This window comes from Salinicola avicenniae, from assembly GCF_023736115.1.
Taxonomy (GTDB): Bacteria; Pseudomonadota; Gammaproteobacteria; order Pseudomonadales; family Halomonadaceae; genus Salinicola; species Salinicola avicenniae.
Genome location: NZ_JAKQZC010000002.1, coordinates 52,279 through 74,363 on the forward strand (window position 1 = coordinate 52,279; position 22,085 = coordinate 74,363).

General features: G+C 56.2%; 15 protein-coding genes. 5 read left to right on the forward strand and 10 right to left on the reverse strand.

Annotated elements, in window-relative coordinates; translation table 11 throughout:
* Positions 1 to 14: 14 nt before the first annotated feature.
* The 9 genes from MC381_RS03815 to MC381_RS03855 form a co-directional block, all read right to left on the reverse strand.
* Positions 15 to 2,168 (reverse strand): glycosyltransferase family protein, encoded by a 2,154-nt coding sequence (locus tag MC381_RS03815; RefSeq protein ID WP_251976411.1) that lies wholly within the window; start codon positions 2,166 to 2,168, stop codon positions 15 to 17.
* The gene (locus MC381_RS03820; protein WP_251976412.1) at positions 2,161 to 5,526 is read right to left on the reverse strand and encodes a glycosyltransferase family protein; all 3,366 of its coding nucleotides are present in this window, start codon (positions 5,524 to 5,526) and stop codon (positions 2,161 to 2,163) included. The genes MC381_RS03815 and MC381_RS03820 overlap by 8 nt, the downstream gene beginning before the upstream one ends.
* 29 nt (positions 5,527 to 5,555) lie before the next feature.
* Positions 5,556 to 6,839: a UDP-N-acetyl-D-mannosamine dehydrogenase gene (wecC, locus tag MC381_RS03825; RefSeq protein WP_251976413.1), complete on the reverse strand. Its 1,284-nt coding sequence runs from the start codon at positions 6,837 to 6,839 to the stop codon at positions 5,556 to 5,558.
* Between the two features lie 36 nt (positions 6,840 to 6,875).
* Positions 6,876 to 7,949: a non-hydrolyzing UDP-N-acetylglucosamine 2-epimerase gene (gene wecB / locus MC381_RS03830; RefSeq protein WP_374708159.1), complete on the reverse strand. Its 1,074-nt coding sequence runs from the start codon at positions 7,947 to 7,949 to the stop codon at positions 6,876 to 6,878.
* Positions 7,950 to 8,057: 108 nt separating this feature from the next.
* The gene (gene glmS / locus MC381_RS03835) at positions 8,058 to 9,914 is read right to left on the reverse strand and encodes a glutamine--fructose-6-phosphate transaminase (isomerizing) (protein ID WP_251976415.1); all 1,857 of its coding nucleotides are present in this window, start codon (positions 9,912 to 9,914) and stop codon (positions 8,058 to 8,060) included.
* A gap of 22 nt (positions 9,915 to 9,936) precedes the next feature.
* Positions 9,937 to 11,850 (reverse strand): sulfate adenylyltransferase subunit CysN, encoded by a 1,914-nt coding sequence (gene cysN / locus MC381_RS03840; RefSeq protein WP_251976416.1) that lies wholly within the window; start codon positions 11,848 to 11,850, stop codon positions 9,937 to 9,939.
* A gap of 97 nt (positions 11,851 to 11,947) precedes the next feature.
* The gene (locus MC381_RS03845; protein WP_251976417.1) at positions 11,948 to 13,714 is read right to left on the reverse strand and encodes an SLC13 family permease; all 1,767 of its coding nucleotides are present in this window, start codon (positions 13,712 to 13,714) and stop codon (positions 11,948 to 11,950) included.
* Positions 13,715 to 14,040: 326 nt separating this feature from the next.
* Positions 14,041 to 14,370 carry a hypothetical protein gene (locus MC381_RS03850; RefSeq protein ID WP_251976418.1) on the reverse strand — a complete coding sequence of 110 codons (330 nt, stop codon included), beginning with the start codon at positions 14,368 to 14,370 and terminating at the stop codon, positions 14,041 to 14,043.
* 806 nt (positions 14,371 to 15,176) lie between these two features.
* Positions 15,177 to 15,557, reverse strand: coding sequence for a histone-like nucleoid-structuring protein, MvaT/MvaU family (locus MC381_RS03855; protein ID WP_251976419.1), 381 nt, complete (start codon positions 15,555 to 15,557; stop codon positions 15,177 to 15,179).
* Between the two features lie 633 nt (positions 15,558 to 16,190).
* On the opposite strand from MC381_RS03855, the gene MC381_RS03860 reads away from it, so the two are divergent.
* The 4 genes from MC381_RS03860 (at position 16,191) to MC381_RS03875 (ending at position 19,758) form a co-directional block, all read left to right on the forward strand.
* Positions 16,191 to 17,126 carry a GGDEF domain-containing protein gene (locus tag MC381_RS03860; protein WP_251976420.1) on the forward strand — a complete coding sequence of 312 codons (936 nt, stop codon included), beginning with the start codon at positions 16,191 to 16,193 and terminating at the stop codon, positions 17,124 to 17,126.
* 366 nt (positions 17,127 to 17,492) lie between these two features.
* Positions 17,493 to 18,092: a hypothetical protein gene (locus MC381_RS03865; protein ID WP_251976421.1), complete on the forward strand. Its 600-nt coding sequence runs from the start codon at positions 17,493 to 17,495 to the stop codon at positions 18,090 to 18,092.
* Positions 18,089 to 18,835: a DUF3307 domain-containing protein gene (locus MC381_RS03870; protein ID WP_251976422.1), complete on the forward strand. Its 747-nt coding sequence runs from the start codon at positions 18,089 to 18,091 to the stop codon at positions 18,833 to 18,835. Before MC381_RS03865 ends, MC381_RS03870 begins: the two co-directional genes overlap by 4 nt.
* Positions 18,832 to 19,758: an N-acetylmuramoyl-L-alanine amidase gene (locus tag MC381_RS03875; protein ID WP_251976423.1), complete on the forward strand. Its 927-nt coding sequence runs from the start codon at positions 18,832 to 18,834 to the stop codon at positions 19,756 to 19,758. Before MC381_RS03870 ends, MC381_RS03875 begins: the two co-directional genes overlap by 4 nt.
* A 68-nt stretch (positions 19,759 to 19,826) precedes the next feature.
* Here the strand turns inward: MC381_RS03875 and MC381_RS03880 are convergent, their stop codons facing one another.
* Positions 19,827 to 20,405 carry a helix-turn-helix domain-containing protein gene (locus MC381_RS03880; protein WP_251976424.1) on the reverse strand — a complete coding sequence of 193 codons (579 nt, stop codon included), beginning with the start codon at positions 20,403 to 20,405 and terminating at the stop codon, positions 19,827 to 19,829.
* A 460-nt stretch (positions 20,406 to 20,865) separates the two neighbouring features.
* On the opposite strand from MC381_RS03880, the gene MC381_RS03885 reads away from it, so the two are divergent.
* Entirely contained in the window at positions 20,866 to 22,047 is a 1,182-nt protein-coding gene (locus tag MC381_RS03885) for a benzoate/H(+) symporter BenE family transporter (protein ID WP_251976425.1), read from the forward strand.
* The last annotated feature ends 38 nt before the right edge of the window (positions 22,048 to 22,085 follow it).

Sequence of the window (22,085 nt, forward strand, 5' to 3'; positions counted from 1 at the left end):
CTATGCCTTTAGTATCACTTAGAGGGTGCCAGAAGTTGCTCGTCCCATGATGAAACTACCTTTTTTGGACGCATTTTATCAGGAAGCTCAAAAATTTCAGATGAAGATTCAATAACATATTTACGTGCCGCGTCTAAGTCATCCACAACACATTCTTCTCCCCAAATGTCTGCAGCTCCGTCCCAATTCCAGATAACCGGCATGGTACCGGTCAATATCCCTTCTCCTATCGCCATATGAAAAGACTCATAATCCGAGGGGGATAGTATAAAACCAACCATGGAGAACCAATCATTAACATCATCTCCAGGGGGGTCAAAAATAACCTTGTATCGCAATTTCGGATTATTATTAATGCGATCAAAAACCTCTCGATAGTATGCTAACTCATCCTTCCGATTGAGCAACCAACCATAATCCAAAGGATGCTTCCCCTTGACACGAAGGCAGTACCGATCATCTTCTTCAAGTAGACTTTCCAGTAGATCGAGCGCACGATCCAGGCGCTTGCGAGATGGGGCAACCCCTATAATACCCAGAGTATAGCGAGCATCTCCGGCTTTCTTCTTGGGTGTGAATTTTTTCTCATCCAAAAAGTTGGGAATTACTGAAGTTTTTTCATGCGGAAAATCGAAGGCTTCCTGACCCTCACGACGAACGAATTCACTAACATAAGCAATATGATCGACCCGATTCCAATCCGACTCTGAGACATACGGGAGCTCTCGTTCCTGGAGATGAAACCGTGCAACCAGCCGCTGATGTGGCAGGCGATGATGTGAATACCACTTGAGGTTGCCCAGGCACCACTCACAAAAAATCACGTCAGCTTGAGGTAATAGTTCTAGACTTTTCTTTTCATCATGAGAATTGTGACCAGCCCACTGATCGACAAGGAATTCAAACTTTCCTGTTTCCTCGAGCCGTTTTTGCAGAGGAGTAAAGAACTTAAGGTCATGCCCGGCCACTAGAACACGAATTTTCCGAGTTTCTTCTGTCCGAGTAATATTTCCTCTATCAGGAAGCAGGTTCAGCCACTCACTCACTTCACCCACACGAGTACCGAATGTATGTGACTTGGCAACTGCCATAAGCTGATCGGCGGCAATCTGTGCGAGTTCATCATCAGTCAGAGCCGCATCAAGGGCGTTGATGTACTGCTCCTGAGTATTTGCAAAGAGGGGGTAGTCTTCGCCCAGAAGCTCTTCATGCAGCGGGTTACGGTTGAGGATGGCACCACACCCCGCTCCACCGTACTCGAGAATCTTGGTGGAGTACTCCAGCGTATCGTTCATCACCTCGTCTCGCCAGGAAAGTCCCACACGGGCCTGGTGAAGCTCCGCCTGAACGCCCTCCCGGGACATTGCTCCCAACCACTTCAGCCCGGGCGTATGCTCCAGCGCAATTTTCATGCGTTGCTGGAAGCCTTCAGAGTCAAAGTGAATCTTGTCACCGATCATGCGGAGTTCAGCATCTGGATGATTACTGTAGAGCTCCGGCCATGTTTCAGCCATCTCCAACGTCATCCAGTCGGGCTTGAACTTGCCCGCGTAAACAACCTGCTTCTGTCGCGAAGCCACTGGACGAGGCTCGCCTGCAATGTCAGGAATAACAGGTGGGTACAGCTTGCACTTTTCATCGGGCAAGCTCGGTACAAGCGCCTTCCACAGGTCCCGGAAGCCCGAGGTCTGACAGAGGAGCTGGGCGCATCCTTGGCCAATCTCGGAGATTTCCTCACGCTCGGCTTCGCTATAGGCTTCGACGGATTGAGGAATGTCCGTGAGATAGATCCAACATTTCCGGAAAATATCAGGGCTATCAAGCAATTCTTTTGCAATAGCGTAGCCACGTACAATGATTACATCATAATCATTCTTCTGTTCGAGCTTGACTGCGACTTCGGCCATTTCACTGTGCGTAAGCCGCTTGGCAAGCATGCTACTGGCACTACCGATCTCGCGAATGCCATTGACAACATTGATATTCCGGTGCTTGCAAAGAGGCTGATACAGCTCGTCCCTATGCGGAGTACTTTTCGCCAGAAAGTCGACTGTCGCCAGTCCTGTCTCGGCAAATACTAGAGCAATGGTTTGCGCCCAAATAGATGAGCCATCAATGTAATTGAGGTCTGGATTGGCACAGACAAGAACACGTTTCAACTCAGACATCTTGCAGTATCCCCCGGTTTCCTCGTGGATACTCGGCGGAGAACTCATCTGTATCCGTACAGAACAGGCTATTTGACGATAGTGAACGATCGTCCGAACTCAGCCATTCCCGCTGAAATGCGTTTGGCCGCCAGATCGCTGCGGATAGCCTAGTCTCGACGTCAAAGGCAAATGCATCCTCATGGCAGGCTTTCGCCCATCCATCAGCCTCAGGCTGATAGCTCATGGCGTTAACCAGATCCTGAAGGAAGTAAGTACCATAGCTATGGCTGACGGAAATCCTGCCTACTGCCTGATAACCATTCTCCTCACTGTGCTGAACGATCTTCGCCAGCTGGTCGGCTGTCACTAGCTCCACCTTTTCCGGAGTAGAACCCATGTCACTGGAACTGGCAGCTGGAGACTCGATCAATAACCGGAAGTTTCTGTAGCACTGGCCTTCTGCAAAGCTCAACAACTGGTCGACCTCCGCACGATGATCGGCGCGAGCTATCAGTAAAAGCTGGGGCGTCGTCTCGATACGCTCATCTGAACCAATGGTCTCGAACACGCTATTGAGGCGGTGAGCATAGGTATGGCCGGAGAACACTTCACGAATACCAGCAAGGCTTCTGCGCCGCCATTCAGCATCATCGTTGAGCAGGGTATGAATAGCCTCTTCCGCTTCCTTCTCGCTATTCACCAACCATACAGCGTCGGATTCGAACAGCTCGGCAATGCCACGAGCATAGGTGCTCACCACTGGCGTACCACAAGCCATCAGCTCGAACACTCGACGTGAGAACATGGTCGGCGAATCGGTGACCGAGTTGACGTTAAGGAATACTCGGTAACGGGGGTATTCCTTGCAGAGCTCGAGATAAGGAAGGCTTCCACGGATGCCATCCTGGTACTCCTCGGGGAATGGGAAAATACCAGTGCCATGGTTACGATCAAAGATATCGAGGCCATGCTGATTTGCGCTGGCAAGAAGCCACTTCATGGCCTCGCCACGCTCGGCATGTCGATTTCCGTACCAACTTCCGGCGAAGCAGGACCTGGCCAAGCGGCCACTCAAGGGAGCGGGTTTGTGCAGTGCCGGTTGAGCAGCAAACGGTAAGGCATGGACTGATTGATTGCCTGTCCGTTTGCGGTAGGAGTCGACCATGTTCTGGTCGGTGGTGAAAATGTGGTCCACAAGGCCTGCGGCTTCCATGAACTTGTCATGATGCACCGGATCTTCCTTGTTCCAGAAAACCGTTGGAACCTTCTCCTGTCGCGCCCAACCTGCCATTTGTTGAAGTTCCTGGCCGGGCTTGGAGCTGTAGGTACCGACTCGGTACTGCCAACTTCCACCATTCCCCTTCCAGGCGCTCTCGATGAATACCATGGACGGGGCGTATTTTTTTGCCAGCCCATACCAGTTATCGGGACGAGGCTGAAGCAACCGCAGATCACTGCTGAAACAACCTTCCGTAAACTCATCCATCACCGCCAGAACGAATGGTTTGCCGTTGTCGGGAGGGACAGGCCAACCCAGTATGCTGATCTCCTGTGCGGCCGGAGATGGTGGAGTGAACAGCACTTCAGGGGCGCTGGCCGACCCCGGGCTGGCCTTGACGCCGTGGCTCTGTCGCGCAGATCCCGACGCAGCCCGATCAAGACGACGCTGAGCGGCTTGCGGTAGCGTCAGATGTGCAACTCGATGATACGGAACTCCTAGCCGTGTCGCGGCAGGAACCACGATGTTCCACTTGATGTAGCGTAGCCCGTGGCGCACATTAATCCGCCAATTCGAGGCGATTGTGCTCGGCCTTTTGAGGCGCCACAACCGTACAGGTAATTTCACTGCATCGACCGCAGATCCAGATGCGGCTTTTACGTATAGGCCCGCCTTATAAGCGTGACTAGATCTCAGGGCATGAAGCTGTCGGCAAACAGCACGATATTTTGAGTTGGCAGCACGATACCTTGCGGTAATGTCATCATGACGTGCACTCAACTCTTGGTACTGTTCCCACAACTTATTATGCTCAGCCTCAACAGCTTTCAGTGTAGCTTCCAGTTCTGAAGCCTGTTGTTGGTTACTGCTATACTGTGCTTCCAGTTCGTTAAACCTTACACTTTTAGTGCCAAGCTCTTCCTGGAGCACCAAGATCTTCTGGTTCGCCTCGTTCAGGCTCTCCTGTAGCTTGTGAGCGTCATCCAGCTTGCGAATTTCTTTCGTCAGCGCAGCAATTTTTCTGTTGACTGATGTTACGTCGTCGGCAAGACTCTTGGCATTTTCATCAAACACCATCAATGTATTGATAATCTTATTGGAGCTGAATCGATCAAAATCGGCCGTCTTGTTTTTAGCCTGCTTCTCAAAAACAAAGAAATCTGCAAAAGACGTATTATTTGGATTTACCGCTGAAAATGGATAGCTATTGGGCACAGCTTCAACTAAAAACCAGTCCGGATACCATCTCTTAATATCGTCTAGCACATTCCGAAAACGGACGTATGCAGCAGACTCATTTATTCCTTTACGGCTCCCTTCTTCACTGAAAGCGTTACTGTAAACAATAACAAATCTTTTAGAGGTAGAGAAAAGATGCTTCAAATAGTATTCGTATACTTCATCATTGGAAAGATGATAAACCACGTCCAAAGAGAGCGACAGATCCGACTGCATTGAAATAGGATCAAAACTCTCAGGCTTGTAGACATAAAAACTCTTTGAAGGGTCGTTATCAAACGTTTGACAGCACTGTTCAATGACCGTTGGGCTAATATCCAATCCAGTATACTGTGGGTACTCAGCCAGGGAGAGCTGAGCCCCATCACCGCAGCCAATTTCCAGCACCGAGTGAACATCATTTTTTTTGACAAAATGATTCAGAAAATGAGCTTTAAAACGAGCCAGACGCCCGTATGAGCCAGCTCCACTGTTCCTTCCCGATGCGTATCGACTCTCCCAGTACCCTGCGACATCGAAATATTTTTTGTGGCCTAGCTCAATGTGTTCGACAACATAAAACGGACGTTGCTTCGGCTGCCTTGGTGGTAATTTATAACCAATAGCATATAGACTATCCTGTATTGACTCAGGCAGTGCCCCGTCTTCCAAGATGAGGATTGGGCGCACACCAGCATTAGCCAGCCTGTCTATAACTTTCTCACTTACTTCGCTCCAGCCGGAACACAAAATAAGTACACTACACTGGCCTAGATTATTATTCGTATCAGATACACCTGTGTGAAGAGCATCAGGCGGGACTTTCTTAGACAACAACTGTAGTAAAAATTCATTGTCGCCAACAAACCAATAGTGCCCACCCAGCCCTAGCTCATCAAGAAATTCACACAGTTCATTTTCTAGACTCAAATTCTCCATTACAACCCTGCCCAATTATGATTTATATGTCAGACGGACCAAATACCACGGCTGTCGATAAGGTAGCCCTCATCAAGCGATTGCGGTTCGATGTTCTTGAACTGCTTGTGATCTACTAGCAGAACGATGACATCAGCACTTTCAATCGCATACGCGGTGGTAACCAGTCTGCATCCATTTAGTTTATCAGCAGGCAGCGCGTCTATATTAGGTTCAACAATCAGCGTCTGGCCCGGGTTGGAAGCCGCGATTTTCTGCGTAATGGCAAGTGCCGGACTTTCACGCAGGTCGTCGATATCCGGCTTGAAAGCCAGACCGAAACAGGCGATGGAAACTTCTTTTGCGGTTTTATCGGAGTTGGCCGACAAGAACTTGCCTACTGCCTCGCTTACCTTGTCGACCACCCACTGTGGCTTGCCATCGTTCACTTCGCGCGCCGTACGAATCAGCCGAGCCTCGTCTGGCGTCTCGCTGACGATGAACCACGGGTCGACGGCGATGCAGTGGCCGCCAACCCCGGGGCCAGGCTGCAGAATATTGACACGAGGGTGGCGATTCGCGAGGCGGATCAGCTCCCAGACGTTGATATCCAGCTTATCGCAGATAATAGAAAGCTCATTGGCGAAGGCGATGTTCACGTCACGAAAGCTGTTTTCGGTGAGCTTGGCCATCTCTGCAGTGCGCGCCGTGGTGGTGATGCACTCACCTTCCACGAATATCTTGTAGAGATCTGTTGCCGCTAGGGAACACTTGGCGGTCATGCCCCCTATTACACGGTCGTTTTCCACCAGCTCACGAATCACGTGGCCCGGCAATACACGCTCGGGGCAATGGGCAACGCGAATGTCCGAATCCTCGCCGTGTGTCTGCGGGAAAGTCAGGTCTGGCCGCGCCTCGGCCAGCCAACCAGCCATGCTTTCTGTCGCGCCCACCGGCGAGGTCGATTCCAGAATGACCAAGTCACCTTTTTTGAGTACGGGCGCGATAGATTGACTGGCGGCCCGAATATAGGTCAGGTCCGGTTCGTGACTGCTATGTTCGGGGTTGGTCTTGAATGGGGTCGGCACAGCAATCAGAAAAGCATCTGCCGGTTCGGGTGTCGTCGTTGCCTTGAGATAATCTTGCTTAACGGCAGCATGAACGATCATGTCGAGTTCGGGCTCGACGATGTGAATCTCGCCTTTGTTGATTGTATTAACGGCCTGTTCGTTCACATCGACGCCAATGACTTTTTTCCGGCGAGAAGCGATAACAGCTGCCGTGGGCAAGCCGATGTAGCCGAGACCAACAACTGAAATAGTATCAAATTCCACTGGAACAACTCCTAGCAATAATTTAAAGATAGATACTCAACGCTGGGCAAGAATGTCACGAATTCGCTGGCAGGATTTGCCATCACCATACGGGTTATGGGCATAGCTCATCGCTTCATACGCATCCTGATCGGTCAGCAGGCTCTGAAGTTCGCCGACGATGGTATCTACATCGGTACCCACGAGCTTGACCGTGCCAGCCTGTACCGCTTCGGGACGTTCAGTGGTCTCGCGCATCACCAGCACTGGTTTGCCAAGAGAAGGGGCTTCTTCTTGAATACCGCCAGAATCCGTCAGGATGATATCGGCCTGGTTCATCAGATACACAAAAGGCAGATAATCCAATGGCTCGATCAGATGTACGTTATCGACGTCGCTTAAGAACTTTTTCACCGGTGTTCTGACATTTGGATTCAGATGGACTGGATAAACGATCTGCGTATCAGGATTACTGACCGCCGTATCATGCAGCGCCTTGCAAATCCGTTCGAACCCACCACCAAAACTTTCGCGTCGGTGCCCAGTTACCAGTATCAGCTTCTTGTCCCGCTGCAAGAAATCGAACTGTTGTGAGAAACGTTGTTGATACGCCGGTTCCGTCTCGAGTTTGCGCACGACATCCAGCAAGGCGTCGATGACGGTATTGCCGGTAACATGCACCTTAGCTGTCGGCACTCCCTCTTCGAGCAAGTTCTGCCGCGAACGCTCGGTCGGCGCAAAGTGAAGCTCGGCCAGGGCGCCAGTCAACTTGCGGTTGGCCTCTTCCGGCCAGGGTGAATAAATGTTGCCGGTTCTAAGCCCTGCTTCCACATGCGCCACGGGAATCTGCTGGTAATAGGCAGCCAACGTTGTCGCCAAGGTCGTCGCCGTATCCCCGTGGACCAGTACGATGTCCGGCTTAACCTCGGCCAAAACGGTTTTCATACCTTGCAGGATTGCCGTTGTGACATCAGTAAGGTCCTGACCGGGTTTCATGATGTTGAGGTCGTGGTCGGGAACGAGAGAAAACAGATCCAGTACCTGGTCAAGCATTTCGCGGTGCTGTCCGGTAACGCAAACCTTGGCGTCAAAACGTTGATCACAGGCCAGCGAGAGCGCGAGTGGCGCCATTTTGATGGCCTCCGGGCGAGTACCAAATACGCATAGTGTCTTAATGGTCATAATCCCTTGAGCATTATTTATGTAGAGAAAACTTCTTTAGTTAAATTATCGCAAAAGCTATTCGACGGTCACGGATTTGGCAAGGTTCCGAGGTTTGTCGACATCGGTGCCCTTCACTAAGGCAACATGATAAGCCAGTAACTGCAGGGGTACGCTGTAGACGATGGGTGCGATCCAATCGTCCACCTTGGGTAGGCAGACATTCGTCACGTTGTCATTATCTTTAAAGTGGGCTTCTTCACAGACGAAATTAATCAGTTGCCCGCCTCGCGCTTGTACTTCCTGCAGGTTGCTTTTCAGCTTTTCCAGTAGCTCGTTGCTCGGTGCCACTGTGACGACGGGCATTTCTTCATCGACGAGCGCCAGCGGGCCGTGTTTAAGCTCCCCCGCCGCATAGGCTTCGGCGTGAATGTAGGAAATTTCCTTGAGCTTGAGCGCCCCTTCCATTGCCACGGGGTAATGGGTGCCCCGGCCCAAGAACAGTGTGTGGTGCTTATTGGCGAAATACGCGGCCAGGCGTTCAATGGCCGGCTCGAGCGCTAGCACGCTGGCCACGTGATCCGGTAATGATCTCAAGGCATTGATGAGCTCGACTCGGCTCGCGGCTGGCATTTGTGCTTGGCCGATAACAGCGGTAAGCCATAGCAATACAGCCAGTTGAGTCGTAAAGGCCTTAGTCGAGGCAACGCCGATCTCCGGGCCGGCGTTCGTCAATAACCGGTAGTCAGACTCTCTGACCAGTGAACTGCCAGGAACGTTGCAAATCGCCAGTGAAGCCAGATAGCCCTTCGTCTTGGCAAAGCGTAGGGCCGCCAAAGTATCCGCCGTCTCGCCCGATTGCGAAATGGTCACAAATAGGGTGTTTTCGGGTACCACCACTTGGCGATACCGAAACTCACTGGCGACTTCGACTGAGCATGGCACGCCTGCTAACGCTTCCAGCCAATAACGGGCGACGAGCCCCGCATGATAGCTCGTCCCGCACGAAACGATCTGAACCTGCTTGACGCACCTCAGTATATTTTCGGCATTCGGCCCAAGACTGGAGGCAAGCAGCTCGCCGGCCTGTCCGAATTTACCGGCTAGAGAGTCGCGCAGTGCCCGGGGCTGTTCGTGGATTTCCTTGAGCATGAAATGCCGGAATTCCCCCCTGTCAGCAGCGTGATCACCATGCTCGTAACGAACGATAGGACGTTCGACTTCTACCATGCCGGACTCAGAGAGCGAGTAAATACGCTTTTCGTCCCGCGTGACTAGCGCGTAGTCCCCCTCTTCCAAGTAGATAAAGCGATCGGTCACTTGGAGCAACGCGAGAGGATCGGAACCAATAAAGTGCTCTTCACTCCCTTCACCAATCACCAGTGGGCTTCCCACTTTGGCACACAAGAGAGCTCCAGGATGTTCTGTATGTAAAATCGACAGTGCATAGGCTCCCTGTAGTGCTTCAAGTGTCTCGCGGAAAGCCCGTATTAAACGCTCGTCATTCGGTTCCGTATTGACTAGTTGGTAATGATAATGAAAGAGATGGGCGACTACCTCAGTATCGGTATCTGACGCGAATACATAACCATGCGCCGCCAATTGGTCGCGGAGCCGTTCGTGGTTCTCGATGATACCATTATGAACGACAGCGACATCCGTACCGGACATTTGAGGGTGAGCATTGTCCACGCTCGGTTTACCATGGGTTGCCCATCGAGTGTGAGCAATACCGATCTGACCACTGAGCTCACTGGATTGGAGCTTGGCTTCAAGCCCGGCCACCTTGCCAATCTCACGTTCTCGTTGTAGTCGGTTCTGATGAATTACCGCGACGCCCGCAGAGTCATAGCCACGATATTCCAGCCGTTTCAAGCCCTCCAGCAGGATAGGAGTTACGTTGCGAGGGCTAATGGCGCCAACAATTCCGCACATAAAGATTATGTTTCCTGAAGACTTAGATTTTTTTCAATAAACCGGCAATTAACTCGGCTTGACTGGCTTCGGTCGTTTTCAGGGTCGCCTCGGCGCCTGTCGGCACTTCGTAGGGACTGCTGATACCGGTAAAGTCCTGGATCTTGCCTTCCCGCGCCTTCTGGTAGAGGCCCTTGGGATCGCGTTGCTCGCAGATATCCAGCGGAGTATCGACGTGAACCTCGATGAAGTCGCCCTCGTCGAACAGCGCCCTCACCTCCTCGCGATCCTTGCGGAACGGTGAGATAAACGCGGTGATGACGATGATACCGGCCTCGGCGAATAGCCTGGCGATTTCCCCGACACGACGAATGTTTTCGGCGCGATCGGTATCGTTCATGCCGAGATCCTTGCACAGCCCATGGCGGATATTGTCGCCATCCAGCAGCATGGTGTGATAACCGCGCCGGTTGAGTTCGACGTCCAGTGCGTTGGCCAAGGTCGATTTGCCGGAGCCGGAGTAACCGGTGAACCAGATACACTTGCCCGTGTGGCCCTTGATCTGCGCGCGCATGGCGGGCGTCACGCTGGAACGATTCCAGACCACATCCGCCTTGCTGTCGTGCGTGCGGTACTCGTAGGGCAGCTCGCTCTCATCGCTACGATGAATCATGCCCGCCCCGACGGTCACGTTGGTCAGGCGGTCGATCACGATAAAGGCGCCGGTACCCGGGCTGGTGCGGTAGTCGTCGATCGGTACGGGCGCGGTCAGTTCGACCCGGCAGCGGCCGATGGCATTCAGGTCCAGCTGGTCGGCATGACGCTGTTCCAGCGTGTTGACGTCGACCTGATAGTCGATGGCGGCGACCTTGCCGGCCAGCTCCCGCGTGGCAAGCTTGAGATCGTAGAGCTTGCCGGGCTCCAGCGGGCTCTCGTGCATCCAGACGATATCCGCTTCGAAGGCGGAGGCCATGGGCACGGCTTCGTCTTCCCCCACCAGCCAGTCGCCGCGAGAGATGTCGATCTCATCACGCAACGTTACGGTGATCGCCTGACCGGGATACGCCGCCTCCAGATTGCCATCATAGGTCACTATACTGGCAATTTCGCTCGTCTTGCCGGAAGGCAATGCACGCACCCGGAGACCGGGCTTCAGGATGCCCGCTTCCAGCGTGCCGCAGTAGCCGCGGAAGTCGAGGTTCGGGCGGTTGACGTACTGCACCGGCAGGCGCAGGTCGGAAAGGTTCGAATCATGGGCGATCTCGACCGTTTCCAGCAGCTCGAGCAGCGCAGGTCCGGCATACCAGCCCATGTGCTCACTCTTGTTGACGACGTTGTCGCCCTCCAGCGCCGACATCGGCACATAACGAATGTCGCGCGCCTTGAGCCGCTCGGCGACTTCACCGTATTCGGCGACGATCTCGTCGAAGCGCTGCTGCGAGTAGTCGACCAGATCCATCTTGTTGACCGCGATCACCAGGTGCTGGATGCCCAGCAGATCGGCAATGAAGCTGTGGCGACGGGTCTGCGTCTGCACGCCGTAGCGGGCATCGATCAGAATCACCGCCAGGCTCGCGGTCGAGGCGCCGGTCGCCATGTTGCGGGTGTACTGCTCGTGGCCCGGGGTGTCGGCGATGATGAACTTGCGCTTGTCGGTCGAGAAGAATCGATAGGCGACATCGATGGTGATGCCCTGCTCGCGCTCCGACTGCAGGCCGTCGACCAGCAGCGCCAGGTCGACCTTGTCGCCGGTGGTGCCGCTGGACTTCGAGGCCTGGGTGATGGCGGCAAGCTGATCTTCGTAGATCATCTTGGAGTCGTGCAGCAGGCGCCCGATCAGGGTCGACTTGCCGTCGTCGACGCTGCCGCAGGTGATGAAGCGCAGGAGATCCTTGCTCTCGTGCTCCTTGAGATAAGCTTCGATGTTTTCTGCGATCAATTCGGATTGGTGAGACATCCTTCCCCCTAAAACCCAACTTCCATTACCTGAATCCACTATTTCCAATGGACTCAGGTTGATTGTTATGGCACGTATAACACCGCGTTAAATCCGATTAGAAAGGCCAAACTAGCGGCACGAGCCCAATCACCAACGCCCCAACGATCGCGCTCAGCGGCGCGCCGAGCCGGAGATAGTCGACAAACCGGTAGCCGCCGGGCCCTAGTACCATCAGGTTGGTCTGGTAGCCGAGCGGTGTCATGAAACTAGCGGAGGCGGCAAACATGATCGCAATGGCGAACGGCATGAAATCGACCTCGAGCTGCTGCGAGATCGAGACCGCCACCGGAAACATCAGCACGGCGGCGGCGTTGTTGGTAATGAGCTCGGTAAAGATCACCGTCATCAGGTAAACCAGCGCGAGCGCCAGCCAGGGCGAAAGATCATCCGTCAGCAGGAGCCACTGGGCGATCTGTGCAGCGGCGCCGGTCTTGCTCATCGCGGCGCCGAGGGCAAAGGATGCCGCGATGACGATCAGTACGGAGAGCTCGAGATAACGACGCGCCTTGCTGGCGGTCACGCAGCGCGTCGCCAGCATCGCGCCGGCGGCCAGAAAGGCCGCTTCCAAAATGCTCAGCAAGCCGGTAGCGCTGGTCACGACCATGATACCGAGGATGGACAGCGCCCAGGGCGCCTTGCGGAAATCTGGCGGCGTGGAGTCGTTCAGCGCGCTGACCAGCAGGAAGTCCTTGCGGTAGCGATACTGCGAGACGAACTCTTGGTCCGCCTCGAGCAGCAGCGTGTCGCCGGTCTGAAGCACGATATCGCCAACCTTGCCATCGAGCCGTTGGCCGTGGCGCGAGATCGATAGAATGACCGCCTGATAGCGCGAACGAAAACGCGATGCCCTGACGGTCTGGCCGATACCGGTGAAATCCGGGCTGACTACGGCTTCGACCAGACAGCGACGATGGTTCGCAATATTCAGCTTGCGCACGTCGCCGTTGGCGGGTTGTACCCCGTGAATTCGACGCAGCTCGCGCGCACACTCCGGCGCGCCGATAAAGATCAGGATGTCCCCCGCGGCCAGGCGCGTCTCCGGCGGCACCGCCGTCATCAGATCGCCACCGCGCTCGATGTCAGCAAGATAGCCGTGCGCCAGACTGCGCAGGCCGGCATCCGCGATGCTCTTGCCGACCAGCGGCCCCGCCGCGGTCACGACCACTTCAACTGAGTATTCTCGCGCCTGTTCGAGCTGTTCCAGCACGCTCTGGCGGTCCGGCAGCAGGCGCGCCGCGAACAAATAGATGAAGGTGCCCGCGACCAGCACCAGCGGCACCCCCACCCAGGCCAGCTCGAACATGCTGAGCGACACGCCCATGCGGCTCTGCAGCAGGCCATCCACTACCAGGTTGGTACTGGTACCGATGAGCGTGCAGGTGCCCCCGATAATGGCCGCGTAACTGAGCGGCAACAGCAGCTTGGACGGGGGCAGCTTGAGCCGCGCCGCCCACTCCTGAATCGCCGGGATGAACATGGCCACCACCGTGGTGTTGTTCATGAAGGCACTCAGCCCGGAAACCGGCAACAGCACCCGAAGCTGCGCCTGACGAAGCTGGCCGGGGCTGCCGAGCAGCCTGCGGGCGATCCATTGAATGGCGCCGGTCTCCTTGAGACCGGCGGCCACGACATAGAGCGTGGCAATGGTCATCACGCCGGGATTGGCAAACCCTTCGAGCGCTTCGCCCGGCGTCAAAATGCCGGAGACGACCAGAAACGCCAATGCCGCCATGAGGATGACATCGGGCGCAATACGGGAGAATGCCAGCGTGCCGAGTACGGAAACGATCAGGACCAAAGTGACGATGGCCGGAAGGGTCATGAAATACTCATGTCAGGAGAAACAGGCATGCTACCGCCCGAGGATTATCGACGGACGGATTCCCATGGCCCTTTTATAACAACGGTGTAGGGCAAATGGACGATCCTGGTCTCATCGCAACACACCTATCGCGGCATGTTGGGCCCACATTCATTCTAAGCGAGTGACGCAGGCCATCCCACCGTTAAGGCGATGATTTTTCTGTTGTCATGCCTGCGACGATGTCGGCGACGGCAGACACCCTAGAACTCGAACGGCAAAACCACGGTGAGAGCGCCTGGGGAGAGACATTGCGGTAGAAAAACGTCAATGGTTGGAACAGGCGGCTAGGAAATTCGTCGGTATTCAATAAGAGTGCTAAGCATCTCGTGTACATTCACCCGCGTCAGCGCGTACTCATTCATCAGCGAATGCAGGCGATCTTCAAAGCCCGGTGAGTTGGCGACAACTTCTTCCTTTTCTTCTTCTTTTTCGTGGCGACTGGCGCCGCCGTCGAGCTCTCTCAGCGCCTGGGCGAAGGCGTCATCCAGCTCTCGAAATTTGCGCAGTTTATCGCGCTCGTTCATATGGCGTGGCATAGGGGTATATTCGTTCACATCTCGACAAAATGGATCGGGGAAGCCGAGCGACGACAAAACCGGAGTGAAGATTGGCACTCATCTACTCCGCCGGCAGTTGCTAAAGAAAAGAGTGATAACCGACGAAATGAGGGGCCCGTTCCAGCTAGCGCTGTTGTGCGCTCGCCGCTAGGTGACCTGCAGGATAGCCGATCGGTAGGGGAAAATCATCCATGCGGCGCGGCGGGCTCGGCAAAACAACCGCTGCGAGGCGGGCCATGGGTCAAAGCAATCCACTTTCTCTCAAGCGATTACCGTTACGATTCCGGTTCGCCGGATCCTGGCACCGCCGCGGGGCGGTAAGACCAAGCCGCGCCATGCCTCTCTACGGGGGTAACTAGCCGCACCATGCCTCTTTCTACGGGGGTAAAAAGGTGTCGAATAGCATTCGCTATTGGCAGCGGCCAATATCATGCCACCAGCCAGCCCATCGCCAACGGCGTGGGCACAGGTGCCACCATTGCCTATCCAATGAATACCCAAAAACAAGGCATCAAAAAAGCTTACTTCAATGTGTATTAATGTTTAAACGTTACTTAATGTTTCTACTCTTGATGAGTGTGCGCGATCTTATAGGGTCATTGTTAGGAGATAATTCAGTTCGGCCCTATCCATGTTCCAAATTTTTCAATCAGGTCGTTGGCTCCACGACAAAGAGACCGACGAAAAGCATCGCACCAGTATCCGGTTCCAAGCCAGCAACCACCAAACAGGGCAACACGACAGAACACCCTAAACGAAAACACCCCGCCTGCGAGCAGGCGAGGTGTTGTGTCAACCGAGTCGGTGAAGCGGTCTGATACGGAGAAAATCCCGAATAACGGTGGACCGCTCGTCGACGGCTCTCAGTCTTCGGTGCGAACCACCCAGGATTCGACGGTATCGCTGCCGTGTTCGTCTTTCCACGCTTTCAGCGTCTTGTGGTTACCGCCACGGGTTTCGACTACTTCGCCCGTGTTCGGATTTTTATAGATCTTGAGCTTGCGCTTGCGACGACCGCTAGCGGACGTGGCGGCTGTCGTCGCGGAAGCGCCGGATTCAGGCTTTGGGCTCAACAGTTCAATGACATCGGCAGCTTTCTTGCCGTATTCCGACATCAGGGCTTCGAGCTTCTCCTTGAACTCGAGCTCGTCTTTCAAGCGCTGGTCGCCTTCCATGCGCTTCAGCTCTTCCTCGAGCTGCTTGAGCAGCTGCTCTTTCTTGACGTAGTCACTCAGTAAGGACATCAGGTTTTCCGTTGTAGAATGATTGGCAAGCACATTATTGCCAGATATGTTTTATTTGCAAGTACGGCAATGATGATATTTTTAGGATTGATCGATTGAAAGGATTTATTGAGCTCATATTGGAATAGCCCATCCAACAGAGAAGCTTTCTCAAAAAGCCGTTGCTCGCGATTAGTTTGACAAGAAAGTCAGCCTGAAACGTGACATCGAGCCGCTATCGAAGAAAGGCAATCATCCAAGCAGCCAGTCGAAGGCCAATACCTCAACAGCCGACCCCATGCTGGCAGAGGTGCAGCATCCGAGCGTCGTGCGCCGGTCGACTATCGACACTCACAGGCCTAGACTTGACGATCATGCTGACGCTCCCCCCTTTTATCACTTTCTTATCACTTTCAACCTTTTTGACCATTTACCCGGTCACACGGCGGACAATCTCTCTGACAAGCCTAATTGAGACAGCGCTAAATTGCATTTCACGGCTCGAAATAGCCTCGCAAGCGTCTACAGTTATTCTCTCCAAGGCCGATACCAACCATGAGCCGGATGCGCGCTTTTGCCGCCTGAGACAGCGCCGTGTTCGATTTGTTCCCGACAACTTTTGTCACATTGACTTCACCAGACTCACGATGAGACATGCTGAAATCGATCAATAAATCGCGAGTCAAGCTGCTGTGGCCAATTGGGCTGATCTTGGCCGGCATGGCCGCCGTCCTGCTAGTTGGAGCCTGGTGCTTCACCCAACTGCTGGTTTCGTGGCAGGCCATGATCGCCCTGGGGATCGGTACCTCTCTGGGCGGCTTCCTGATCTGCCGGCATTATTTGCAGAAAGAAATTTTTTCGCCGCTACGCCAGCTGGCCGAACAGATCCGCCTGGAGCAGGAGTTCGGCCATACCGCCCGTTCGCTGCCGGCAACATTGACCCACCGTGAGGACGTGACCGGCTATCTGGCACGTCAGCTCGAAAAGCTGATCGAAGAGCTACGCAACCACAATGCCGCACTGCTCGAGCAGACGCTCAACGACCCGCTGACTGGCCTGGGCAACCGGCGCATGCTGGAGCACCGACTCAACATGATCGTACCGTTGAGCCGTCGGCTGCACTGCACCGTGTCCGCGATCATGATCGATGTCGACCACTTCAAGGCCTACAACGACAACTACGGCCATCCCGCCGGGGATGTCTGCCTGGTGGAGATCGCCGGCGTACTGCGCGATACCTTCCGGCGCGAAACCGATGTCGTGGTGCGGCTAGGCGGCGAGGAATTCCTGGTGCTGTTGATCAACACCGGTAAAGAAGAGGCCTGGGCGCTGGCCGATGCGATGCGCGGCATGATTCAGGCACTCGGCTTGCCGCACGACTACTCACCGGTGGCACCGGTCGTGACGGTCAGCGTTGGTGTCGTGACCAGCCCCAACGGCATTCTGGTCAATATCGACGATATGATCGCCTGTGCCGACGAGGCCCTCTACGACTGCAAGGCACAGGGGCGAAACCGCGTCTCGGCTCGCCTGATCGGCACACAGGACACCCCGAACGACTGCCGTATGCCCGGGGCTTCCGCTTCCTGAGCACCACCGGCGCCTCAGCAAGAACCTCGACCCTCCTTTGCCCTCCTCCGATACTGGATACTGGGTACTGGGTACTGGGTACTGGGTACTGGGTACTGGGTACTGGGTACTGGGTACTGGGTACTGGATATACGTACAGTATTTGTTTATTGTATGTCTCATCGCTTGATTAGCGAGTCCGTATGGTTGGGCGGCTGCTCCATGGCTTTCATGATTGCCTCCCGTTCTGATTTATAGCTTATTTTACGCATAATTGCGGAAATAGCTTTTTTTAGCTATAGAATGTCGTTATCCGTTCATTTCGCTATCAGCCAGGCGCGGGGGAGGTTCGCTATGCCGATGATCGCCGTTCTCAGCGGAGATGTCGTGGCATCTCGTGATATCGAGGACAAGCGTGCACTCAGACGGGCCATCGACAACGGTATTGCTTGCCTGACCGATTTCGCCGGCGCTACCGGCATGCGCTATCGTGGCGACGCCTTTCAACTTGCCTTGCCCCGAACTCGCGATGCCATGGCCGCAGCCATCCTGATGCGCGCCTGCCTGATCGAACACTCTCCCTCTCGGCGTCAGATGTGGGACGCCCGCATCGCCATCGGTATCGGCGAGGGTACCTTCCCCTCCTCGATGGATTTCGTCGATGCGGATGGCGAGCCATTCGTTCGCTCCGGCCAGGGGCTGGACCAGCTGGACGACGCACAACAGCGCCTGGGCCTATTTTTACCCTCGCCCCGGGAAGAACTCGATCTGCTGGTGCGTTTCGCTGACGACATTATCAGTCACTGGAGCCACAATGCCGCCGAGGTAGTACGACTGAGCCTGACCACGAAGCTCTCGCAGAGCGCACTGGCCCGGCGACTCGAGCGCAGCCAGCCGACCATCAACCGCCGACTGGGCGCCGCCCGCTGGTCACTCATCGAAGACTTTCTCGCCCTGACCCGCCAACGGCTGGAGACGCTCGCATGAGCGATCTCGATCTCTCCCTGCTGCTATCGCTGCTGCTGGTGCATGTGGTCGGCGACTTCGTGCTGCAGAGTAGCGCCTGGGCCGCCGAAAAACAGGCTCGTCACTTTGCCTCGCCCTCGCTCTACTGGCATGTGGGTATTCACGCGCTATTGAGCCTGGTCGCCCTGCTGGCTTTCGGCGTGCCGGTACGAGACTGTCTGCCGGCAGTACTGATCATCGCCGGCAGCCACTGGCTGGTGGACGCGCTCAAGAGTTATGCCACCCACCGTCCGATTCGTTATTTCCTGCTCGACCAGAGCCTGCATCTTGGCGTACTCGTGTTGCTGTGGACATGGCTCGTCTCGCCGGAACTGTCTCGGCTCGGGCTTGCCTGGCACGCGCTCTGGCAGCCACAGACGTTGCTGATCGTGCTGACGTATCTCGTCGCCCTCAAGCCGGCCTCGATCCTGATCGCGTTGATCATGCAGCGCTGGAGCCGGGGCGTGGACACCAGCGGTACGCTGGCGGATGCTGGCGCTCGCATCGGCATGCTCGAGCGATTTCTGATCCTGACCTTCGTACTGAGCCATCAAATGGCCGCCATCGGATTTCTGCTCACCGCCAAATCGGTGCTGCGCTTCGGCGATCTCTACGAGGATCGGGATCGAAAACTGACCGAGTACGTACTGCTTGGCACCATGCTCAGCTTTTCGATCACGCTGACCCTGGGGCTGGTGACACGCTATCTGCTGGAGAGGTTATGACAGGCAACCCACCCAGGCGCTGCCGCAGGCTGGCTACGCTGCTGAGCATCGTCCTATCGCTGGCCCTGCTGGCTGGCTGCGCCACGCCGAGCCAGCGGGAAGCCCGAGACGGTTATATCGCCGACCGGACACATCACTCCAGCGCCTATAACCAGCGCATACGCTACCTGGTGCTGCACTACACTGATTCCGAAGCGCAGCGCGCCCTCAAGACACTGATGGGGCCCCACGTCAGCGCCCACTATCTGATTCCCCGCCACGCGATCCGTGACGACGAAGCACCCATCGTCTGGCAACTGGTGGATGAACGGGATCGCGCCTGGCACGCCGGCGTCAGTGCCTGGCGGGAACGCACCCAGCTCAATGACACCTCCATCGGCGTCGAGATCGTCAATGCCGGCCCCATCGGCTTGCCACGCGGCAGTCAGTGGCAGGCTTATCCGCCCTCTCAAATCGATGCCGTGATCGCGCTGGCAAAGGATATCGTGACGCGCTACGGCTTGCCGCCGACCGCCGTGCTTGGCCACTCGGACATTGCCCCTTCACGCAAGATCGACCCGGGGCCGCGCTTCCCCTGGCGCAAGCTCTACGAAGCCGGCATCGGCGCCTGGCCCCGGGATAGCGATGTCCGCCACTATCGGAAACGGTTTCGGCAGTGCTCGCCAACCACCGCGCAGTATCAACAAGCGCTGCGTGCCTACGGCTATGTCCTGTCGATCAGCGGGCAGGAAGATGCCAAGACCCGCGACGTGACTCGCGCCTTTCAGATGCACTTTCGTCCCGAGGCCTACTCTGGCTGGCGAGATGACGAGACTGACGCACGCCTTTGGGCGCTACTGTCGCGCTACCGCCCGGAAGCCCTCGATCATGACGCCACGCTATCGCCGGACTGTGGAGCCGGTCGCGACAGCCAAGCGGATTGAAGCGCTCGCGAGCGTCGGGCAGGCATGGACAGGAACTCGCCCGACATCAGTGAACGCGGAGAATGACCTCAGACAGTGCTCGGGACGGGCGAAGTGGGTAGCCGGGGGTAATGGATCATGTCGTGAAGCTTGGCGGTACGCTCGCCATGGTTGCGATAGCCGTGCGGACGATCGGCGGCAAACCGCACGCGGTCGCCCGCCTTCAACACTTGCCACTCTCCGCCGATGCAAAGCTCCATGCTGCCTTCCAGTATTACGACGTGCTCGACCACGCCGGCCGCATGCGGAGAGGACTCGCTGAAGGTGCCTGGCGGCATCTCGATCAACAGCATTTCGAAACCCAGCGCCGGGTCGAACGGAAAGATCGACATGACGATCATGCCCGAGGCGTCGAAATGCCACGCCGGCGCCGCGCCACGCTGAGGCAGGCTGTCGGAGACCGGTTGCAGAAAAGAGGAGATCGGCGCATGCAGCCCACTGGCGATGCGCCACAGTGTGGCGATGGTCGGCGTCGACTCGTGCCGCTCGATCTGGCCTAGCATGGCCTTGCTGACACCACTCTCCCGCGCCAACCGATCCAGGCTCCAGCCTCTTTCTTGACGCAAGCGTTTCAGCTGGCCGCCAATGGCCGCCATATTCGCTTCCATGAATCCCCTCTCTCCCCGAATCCGCCTGTCGCGGATTGTCTATCCCTGATCTTGGGTCCTGCGTGTCTCTATCCCGAATGCGCCAGTTATTCGCCAACGGTTAGAGACCCATTGTCGGCACCGTCCCATCAAGGCACCGTCCCATAACAGCACTCACATCACGGCCCCTCATCACGACACCGCGTGAGCGAACCGCGATGACTCAAGCGCGACGACCAAAGCGCGACGACCAGAGCGCTTTTATTTAGATATTCCTACTATACCTATCTTTGCTTTGCCGGTATTGCATCTCGACCCTGGCCATCCGCGCTGCGGGCAGTCGACACCCGCCCCGTATCAGAGAGGCGGTGAGCGAACGCTGCCAGACGTTGTCAGCCTTGCTGCTGTGCGTTATAACGCACGCTTCTTTTTTCCCTTTCACCCTCGGTTTTCTTTCGCCCTCTGGTCCAGGAGCTTCTGTATGCCTCGCCCGGCCGCCTGGCGCTGGCTCGCGCCGTCTTATCTCAGCGCCGGTTTTGTCGCCGTCTTGGTCGGCTACACCAGCTCCGCCGTCATCATCTTCCAGGCTGCTGAGGCTGCCGGTGCCAGCCCGGAGGCCATTGGCGGCTGGCTGGCGGCACTCGGCCTCGCCATGGGCGTGACATCGATCGGCCTGTCGCTGCGCTATCGTCAACCCATCCTCACTGCCTGGTCGACGCCCGGCGCGGCCCTGCTAGCCGTCAGTCTGCCCGGCGTACCGCTCGAAGAAGCCATCGGCGTCTTCTGTTTCTGCGCCTTGTTGATTCTCGTCTGCGGCCTGACCGGCTGGTTCGCTCGCCTCATGCAGCTGATACCGCAACCGCTGGCCGCCGCCATGCTGGCCGGTGTCCTGCTGCGCTTTGGCCTCCAGGCTTTCGCGTCGCTGGAGAGCAATACCGGCCTCGTGCTGACGATGTTCCTCACCTATCTGATAACCCGACGCTGGCTGCCGCGTTTCTCTGTCCTGCTGGTGCTGGCGGCCGGGCTGGCCTATGCCGCATTCGGCGGCCAGATTGACACCGCTCAGACCCAGCTCGCCATTACCTTGCCCCAGCCGACCTGGCCTGCCTTTTCGTTCTCCAGCCTGCTGGGGATCGGCATTCCGCTATTCGTCGTGACCATGGCCTCGCAGAACGCGCCCGGCGTCGCGACGCTACGCGCTGCCGGCTACGATGCACCGATTTCGTCATTGATGATCTGGACCGGCCTGGCAGCCCTGCTGCTGGCCCCCTTCGGCGCTTTCACGGTCTGCCTGGCGGCGATCACCGCTGCCATCTGCATGGGGCCTGACGTCCATGCCGATCCGGCGAAGCGCTATCCCGCCGCCATCTGTGCCGGTGGCTTCTATCTACTCGCCGGGCTGTTCGGCGGCTCCATCGGCTCACTGTTCAACGCACTGCCACCCGCGCTGGTCCTGGCGATAGCCGGCCTGGCCCTGCTGCCGACCATCGCCGGTAGCCTGCAGCGTGCGCTGCAGGAACCCGGGCCAAGAGAGCCGGCATTGATCACATTTCTGGTGACGGGGTCCGGCGTCACCCTGTTCGGCATCGGCGCCGCCTTCTGGGGGCTGATCGCCGGCATGCTGTCGCTCGCGATCTCCGGCTACTGGCAACGTAACCGGTAACATTTCTCGGAATATTACACAACGTAACGAATCATTCT

Bases quoted from the DNA above. Each gene is read 5' to 3' on its own strand.
- MC381_RS03815 (WP_251976411.1), bottom strand. From the start codon at position 2,168: ATGTCTGAGTTGAAACGTGTTCTTGTCTGTGCCAATCCAGACCTCAAT.
- MC381_RS03820 (WP_251976412.1), bottom strand. From the start codon at position 5,526: ATGGAGAATTTGAGTCTAGAAAATGAACTGTGTGAATTTCTTGATGAG.
- wecB (WP_374708159.1), bottom strand. From the start codon at position 7,949: ATGGCGCCACTCGCGCTCTCGCTGGCCTGTGATCAACGTTTTGACGCC.
- glmS (WP_251976415.1), bottom strand. From the start codon at position 9,914: ATGTGCGGAATTGTTGGCGCCATTAGCCCTCGCAACGTAACTCCTATC.
- cysN (WP_251976416.1), bottom strand. From the start codon at position 11,850: ATGTCTCACCAATCCGAATTGATCGCAGAAAACATCGAAGCTTATCTC.
- MC381_RS03845 (WP_251976417.1), bottom strand. From the start codon at position 13,714: ATGACCCTTCCGGCCATCGTCACTTTGGTCCTGATCGTTTCCGTACTC.
- MC381_RS03855 (WP_251976419.1), bottom strand. From the start codon at position 15,557: ATGTCCTTACTGAGTGACTACGTCAAGAAAGAGCAGCTGCTCAAGCAG.
- MC381_RS03860 (WP_251976420.1), top strand. From the start codon at position 16,191: ATGCTGAAATCGATCAATAAATCGCGAGTCAAGCTGCTGTGGCCAATT.
- MC381_RS03870 (WP_251976422.1), top strand. From the start codon at position 18,089: ATGAGCGATCTCGATCTCTCCCTGCTGCTATCGCTGCTGCTGGTGCAT.
- MC381_RS03875 (WP_251976423.1), top strand. From the start codon at position 18,832: ATGACAGGCAACCCACCCAGGCGCTGCCGCAGGCTGGCTACGCTGCTG.
- MC381_RS03880 (WP_251976424.1), bottom strand. From the start codon at position 20,405: ATGGAAGCGAATATGGCGGCCATTGGCGGCCAGCTGAAACGCTTGCGT.
- MC381_RS03885 (WP_251976425.1), top strand. From the start codon at position 20,866: ATGCCTCGCCCGGCCGCCTGGCGCTGGCTCGCGCCGTCTTATCTCAGC.